The sequence below is a fragment of the Shewanella mytili genome (genome assembly GCF_046765975.1).
In the GTDB taxonomy this organism is placed as follows: domain Bacteria; phylum Pseudomonadota; class Gammaproteobacteria; order Enterobacterales; family Shewanellaceae; genus Shewanella; species Shewanella mytili.
The window spans coordinates 237680-244867 of record NZ_JBKOUD010000004.1 but is presented as its reverse complement, the minus strand read 5'-3'; the positions used below and the strand labels follow the sequence as shown (position 1 = coordinate 244867).

At 51.1% G+C, this 7188-nt stretch carries 3 protein-coding genes and 1 pseudogene; all 4 read right to left on the bottom strand.

Features of this window, described 5'->3' with window-relative positions:
* The coding region (locus tag ACIDEJ_RS06695) for an Ig-like domain-containing protein (RefSeq protein ID WP_411987315.1) at nucleotides 1-2817 on the bottom strand (2817 nt) is incomplete at its 3' end.
* A gap of 15 nt (nucleotides 2818-2832) precedes the next feature.
* Nucleotides 2833-3849: pseudogene (locus ACIDEJ_RS06690) on the bottom strand (FG-GAP repeat domain-containing protein); the annotation flags it as partial.
* A 702-nt stretch (nucleotides 3850-4551) separates the two neighbouring features.
* A complete protein-coding gene (gene hemL / locus ACIDEJ_RS06685) occupies nucleotides 4552-5847 on the bottom strand; it encodes a glutamate-1-semialdehyde 2,1-aminomutase (RefSeq protein ID WP_411987297.1) in 1296 nt (431 codons plus the stop codon).
* A 27-nt stretch (nucleotides 5848-5874) separates the two neighbouring features.
* The gene (locus tag ACIDEJ_RS06680; RefSeq protein ID WP_411987296.1) at nucleotides 5875-6894 is read right to left on the bottom strand and encodes an aspartate carbamoyltransferase; all 1020 of its coding nucleotides are present in this window, start codon (nucleotides 6892-6894) and stop codon (nucleotides 5875-5877) included.
* Nucleotides 6895-7188 lie beyond the last annotated feature (294 nt).

Below are 7188 nucleotides of genomic sequence, written 5' to 3'. Positions count from 1 at the left end.
GGCCGCGGCGGTAATTTCCTGTCCTTGTACCACAAGGTTGCCATCAAGCCACAATTGCCCATTGCGGGGTAAGCTGTCAATGCGCACGCTGGACAGGTTATCGCCTTCCACATCCTGATAACCAAAGTCTGACAGTTTCAGGGTGTAGGCCGTATCTTCCACGGCAGCGGCGGTGCTGCCACTGGCGGTGGGGGCATCATTTTGCGGCTGGATGTCCAGGGCGATGGGGGCCAAACGAACAATGCCATCCACGGCACCATCATCCATCACAATGGCCAATTGCCCTACATCCTCGCCGGCCATGTCCTGCTCTGGCAGGTAACGCAGGTGCCGGGGCGTTTGCAAATAAAGGTTGATGTCATCAGGCTTGCCGCGAAGCACGATGGTATCGGGTGCTGCTTGTGTCACCGTGACACCGTCACCTACGTGACTGCCGTCTGCCGGGGTGTCAAAGCGGCCGGCAGAAAGCCCTAGCGTGATGGTAAGCAGACTGTCCGGATCTTCAAAACGGATCCCGCTCAAATCGAAATCTGCCGGGGTATCTTCCACAAACTGCAGGGCATCCGGCAAGGCCTCGCCGCTGGCTTTGGCCGTGGGCAGGTCATTGACGGCGGTGACATTGATGCGGAGCGTATTGCTGGATGTGGCATAGACGCTGCCATCAGTTACGCGCAAGGTGAAATGGGCATAGTCATCACCATTGGCGTTGTCGGCCGGGGTGAAGCTCAGCTCACCTTGTTGCAGTGCCGAGGCGGCGATTTCCTGCATGGCCGTGACCGGCTGCCCGTTCAACGAAAGTGTTCCGGCCGCAGGCAGGCTTTCAATGCGGATGGCTGCCAAGGGCTCCTCATCCACATCGTGATATCCCACATTTTGCAGGGTCAGGGCATACGGGGTGTCTTCTATCACCGTCAGGGTTGCATCAGTGGCGGTTGGCGCATCATTTTGCGGGGTCACATTCACCCCAATGTGGGCGACTTGTGCACTGTAATCGGTGCCATCGGTAGCGCTTACATAAAAACGGTCGTAATCATCACCATTGGCATCTTTTGCCGGCGTAAACGTCAGCTGGCCGGCCGCGAGCTCAGCGGCGCCAATCTCCTGCATACGGCTTACGGGCTGGCCGTTCAACCGCAATTGCCCTTTTGTAGGCAGGCCGTCAATTCGCAGTTTGACCAAACTGTCGCCGTCCACATCCTGATAGCCGATATCGGCCAGTGTCAGTACCTGTGTGTTGTCTTCCAGCACCGTGATGGTGCCGCCACTGACCGTGGGCGCGTCATTTATGGGCGCCACATTGATGCTGACCGTCCCGGACAAGTCACTGTAATCGGTGCCGTCACTGACGCTAAAAGAGAACAGGCTGTAGGTATCGCCGTGGGCGTTGTCGGCAGGGATGAACTTCAAGGCTCCCCGCGTGATGTCGCCGGCGGTAATTTCCTGGCCGGGCGAGACCCTGTTGCCATTGAGTAACAGGCTGCCATTACTGGGCAGGCTTTCAATGCGGATGTTAGCCAAGCCATCGCCATCGGCATCATGGTAGTTAAAATCGGCAATGCTCAGGGTATAGGCGGTGTCTTCGGTGGCCATGGCGGTGCCACCCACCGCGCTGGGGGCATCATTCACATCCGTGACGTTAATGGTGATTGTGGCAGACGTTTCCGCTGCATCCAGTGGCGGGGTATCTTCATCATCCACGCCCACGTGGCAGAAATAGCTTTTGTGGGTTTCATAATCCAGCTTGTCAGCATGGGCGATGGTGATTTCGCCGGTTTGCCGATTGACGGCGAACACGTCATAGAAATATTTATCGTGGTCGTTGATGGAGAACGTCAGGCCATTGGTGTCCCCTGTGGGGGTGATGGTGCCAACCACCGTACCGTTAGAGGCATTTTCAGCCACGGTGAATGTGGTATCTTCCAGTTGCGGGACCACATTATAGATATTAACCGAGACGGTCAGGGTATCGGTCTCTTTGCCGTCACTCACGGCAATGGTAAAGGTGTCTTCCCCCGTGGCATTGGGAGTGGGGGTGTAGGTGGCCACCTGCGGGGTTTTGTCATTGCCGGCGGCAGCACTGCCTTGAATGGAAAGCGTCCCTTTTTGCGGCGCGGTGCCGCCTTGTGACCAGGTCAGCGTATCGCTTGAGTCTGTATCGGATGCCGCCAATTGGGCCAGGGGAATTTCAACCGCAGCGCTGTTTTCCCGCATGTTGACACTGATGTTGTCATGGGCAAATTTCGGGGCGGCATTGGTGCTCATCACAAAAGAGCCGGAGGCAAACGGGGAGGCCATATAGGCACCATCCACGGCTTGTACCTTCCAGTAATAGGTTTTGCCGTTGGTTAAGCCCTTGATGTCATGAAAGGTTCCCCAGCCACTGTTGCCGGGCTCCACGGTATAGCGCGCGCCGGTGGTCAAATTCGCCTCGGCACTCAGTACATCCTGGGCATCCGGGGTGGTTCCAATGGCAAGGTTATAGGTCAGGCCCGGCTGTGGGGTGTTGTCATCGGTGGCAGCAGACCAGCTAAGGCGTCCGCCATCATCACTGGTCGGTGTAAAGCTGAGATGGGTGGGTGTTGTGGGTGCAGTATTGTCGTTATCAGTGGTGTTCAGGAAGATTTCCGTGCGTCCGGTGGGCGTTCCCCGGTTGCCGTCCCCCGTCATGACAAAATCGGTTTTGCCATCCCGGTTAAAATCCCCTAGGGCAATCATCCCCTGATCATATGCTACCAGCGCAATGTGGGAGTCGGTAAATTTGCCGGAGCCGTCATTGTTGTAAATTAACGGTAAATCCTTTGCTCCATTGTTTGGCATCAACAGCACATCCAAATCGCCATCGTTATCATGGTCGAACCAGGCCCATGATCTAATGGAGAAACTGGAGGAGAGGTTTATGTCATCAATGAGCGACAGTGTGCCTCGGGTGTTACGGTATGTTTTTATCTTTTTACCATTTGAGGTTGAGTTAAAAACGACAAGATCTATATCACCGTCATTATCAACATCCAGCCAGATGGATTGTTGAGCATAAAGACTTTCGCCAAAACCAATCTCTACTTTTGTAAAGCTATCGCCGTCATTTCTAAACATGGCGGAACGGGGAGCGTGACTAGAATCAAAACATATCTGTTCCTGTTTGCCATCCGGGCCAAATGTGCCACCAGCAAAACACTGTTGACTTGTTACGTATTGACCAAATACCGCAATGTCCAGGTCGCCATCCTCATCATAATCTCCGGCAGCAGTTGATAACGCATTTTTTATATCGAGGGGTTCACTGAAATTAACAGGGTTAAAAGATGTTGCATTGTCCTGATTGAAGAAGATTGTCGGGTGTTGGGCACTTGGCGTTGCTAAAATGTCCGCAGCACCATTGTTGTCAAAGTCGGCAATGAAAAATTTGGCGCGTTTAAATGTGGAGGCATCACTAACGGGCAGGAATGTTGAAAATTTTGTGCCGCCATGCTGGAGTATTTCAACTTTATCATGGGCGATGAACATATCCACATTACCGTCATTATCCATGTCTCCCCAAGCCAAGTACTCATTGCCTGTATAGGTATATGCCGCTAGTGTTGAATTATCCAGCGTGAAGCCGCCGGCGCCATCTCCTCGATATAAATAATTCTCTTTAGGACTTCCGGGGGTGCCTTGTAAAAAGAGATCCAATTTGCCGTCTTTGTTGTAGTCGACACTATAAACGCTACTTTCGTAAAGACCTTTCAAAGAGGATGTCACACTAAAATCGGCACAGGCATAGGTAGGAAACAGGCCACACACCAACGCACCGGCAATAACACCTGAAAAATTCTTCGGCGGGTGAAACTTATAATGATTAACGCTCATGTAAATCCTTAACAGCTAAATTATTTTTTAAATAACCATGTTTTTTGAATTGCTATTCCAGTTGAAATAATTGAGTGTCACCCCCAGATTCCCTCTGTAACTGTTAATTCTTATGGCTGTAACCATTGAATTAATGTTAAAAGCGTAACGGCTAAAAAATACAGGCGTTTTTTTAAAACATGCGAACAAAATGAAACAATTAAAATGTAGTGTTTAGCCTGCTATTCTTAACAACCCTTTTAAAAGCATTTGAATTTTTGGTGCCGTGTTGCTCATTGGTAGTGCGAAATATAGACAGGCAACTCTTTAATCAAAAAGTATCATGACTTTATATTGATATGTAAGTTTGTGTAAAGTGCAGGTAAATTTATTGGAATTAAGATCTCAATGTTATTAATGATGGTTAGTTAACTAAAATAACTATTGTTAAGTGGTAATGCTTTGAAATTTAGCAAAGCGTTTAAAAGTGGTTGTTAATAAATAAATGGATAAATGCATTTATGAATATAAAAGGATGAAATCTGAACTTTATTATTTTTTTATTAAATTTTTATCAAACAAATATTAATAGCATTGTTGTGGGTGATGACTGATGGAATAACCAGCGCTGGTGAATTGCGAACATGGAAAGGGAAAACAGCCACAATAAAAAAGCGGGATGCCAGTGTGTTACCGGTATCCCGCCTGTTTTAATTGTCGATATTACTTTTGTGCGTCTTTCATGTTGCCAAAGACTTTATCGGCAGCTGCCAGTGTAGCTTCAATCTCTTTGTCGCCGTGTGCCAGCGACAGGAAGCCCGCCTCAAAGGCGCTGGGTGCCAAGTACACGCCCTCATCAAGCATGCCATGATAAAACTCACCAAACTGTGCCACATTGCATTTGGTGACCTGAGAGAAACAGGTGACGGCTGGTGCATCGGTGAAGAAGATGCCGAACATGCCCCCCACGTAATTGACTGCCAATGAAATACCGTGTTTGGCGGCGGCGGCTTTGAGGCCTTCTGCTACCCGTTTGGTTTTTTCTGCCAGGGCTTCATAAATGCCGGGTTCGCACAATGCTTCTAACTGCGCCAGGCCTGCACTCATGGCAATAGGGTTGCCGGAGAGGGTTCCTGCCTGATACACAGGGCCTGTAGGCGCAATGTATTGCATGACTTCCTTGCGGCCGCCAAAGGCGCCAACCGGCATGCCACCACCGATAACCTTGCCCAATGTGGTCAGATCCGGGGTAACGCCATAGTGGCCCTGGGCACCATTTCTGGCAACACGGAAACCTGTCATCACTTCATCAATAATCAACAGTGCGTTGTATTGATCGCAAATGGCCCGCAGCCCTTGTAAAAAGCCGTCAACGGGCGGAACACAGTTCATGTTGCCGGCAACGGGCTCCACGATAATGCAGGCAATCTCATCAGGATACTGTTCAAACAGGGCTTGAACCGAGTCCAGGTTGTTGTACTCGGCAGTCAGTGTGTGTTTGGCAAAATCCGCGGGAATGCCGGGTGAGCTGGGCTGACCCATGGTCAGGGCGCCGGAGCCGGCCTTTACCAGCAAGCAGTCGGCATGGCCGTGATAACAGCCTTCAAATTTCAGGATTTTATCGCGGTTGGTATAGCCTCTGGCCAGACGAATGGCACTCATGGTGGCTTCGGTGCCGGAGCTTACCATGCGCACCTGTTCTATGGAGGGCACCATCTCAATCACTTTCTGGGCCATTTCCACTTCCAGTGCGGTAGGGGCGCCGAAAGATAAGCCGTTGTCCACCGCCTGAAGCACGGCTTCGCGGATTTTCGGATGATTATGACCCAGGATCATCGGTCCCCAGGAGCCCACGTAATCCACATAAGCCTTGCCATCCACGTCATAAATATAGGCACCGTCGGCTTTGTCGATAAATGGGGGCGTGCCGCCCACGCCATTGAAGGCGCGCACCGGCGAGTTAACGCCACCGGGAATGGTTTGCTTGGCCTGTTCAAACAGGTCTTCAGAACGGGTCATATTATTTCCTTACAGTTAACGGCCGTCTTATCTGTCGGCCTTGCGTGAATACCAGTTGACCGGACACTCGTATTTTTCCAGTTGATTGTCCACCCCGAGTGTCAGGGCAAACAGCGCCATGCGGATCAACAGACCATTGTCTGCCTGACGGAAAATCGCCAGAGAGGGATGGTTGTTCAGATCGTTATCCAGTTCATTGGCCTGCGCCCGGGAATCCCTTGGCAGCGGGTGCATGATAACGGTGTTGGACTTACAGTTGTTGGTGTAAATGGCGCTGTTCAGGCGGAATTTACCCCGATACTTGTCAGCTTCTTCCTGTGATGGGAAGCGCTCCTCCTGGATCCGAGTCAGATACAGAATATCAGCATCGTGTAAATTACCTTCCAATTGTTCGGTAATTGTGACGTGATGACCGGCATTTTCAATGTCGGCGATCACAGAGTCCGGCATCGCCAGCTCTTTGGGTGATATCAGGGTGAAACTGATGTTTTTGTACATGCACAGCAGGCGCGACAAAGAGTGCACCGTGCGGCCAAACTTCAAGTCTCCCACCATGGCAATGTGCATGCCATTAATGGTCAGGCCGTTACTGTTCAGCTCTTTTTTGATGGTGAACAGGTCAAGCAGGGCTTGGGTGGGGTGTTCATTGGCACCATCTCCCCCGTTAATCACCGGCACCCGGGAGCCTTGGGCAAACTCTTTTACCGCATATGACTGGGGGTGACGCATGGCAATCACATCCGAATAGCTGGACAGCACCCGCGCGGTATCGTACAGGGATTCCCCTTTGGACAAGGAGGAGTTGGCCATGCCGACGGTTTCGGCAACGCGCCCGCCCAGCAAGTCAAAGGCACAGCCAAAGCTGACGCGGGTACGGGTGCTGGGTTCAAAAAACAGGTTACCCAAAATGGCGCCGTCCAGCACTCGGGTGCGTTTTTCCCTGAGCGCATAAGGTGTCATGCGTTTGGCAACTTCAAAAATGGTGTTAATGGCGTCCAGATCTAACTGGTTAACAGACAGGATGTGAGATCCCTGGAATTGGTTCATCAGCCTTGTTTCCGTGTAGGGAGTGCCGCAGTGGCACACAGGTTATAAGGTATTTGGCTGAGGCGGAACTATAGCAGAAGCCCCGGATCTTGAAAACGATCAATGCTCGGAAAATCATAGAAAGTTGAACTGCGCCCGCATCCTGACAGCCGCGGTTGCAAGTGATGGGGCCAATGTGGCGGATAACCGGATGTTTTGGGTCGTGAACTTGTAAATCCAGGCCGCTTGCATCATAAAAATGCCCTGACCGGACATAAAAAAATGGAGAAATCACGACAGATCCCTTAGCATTAG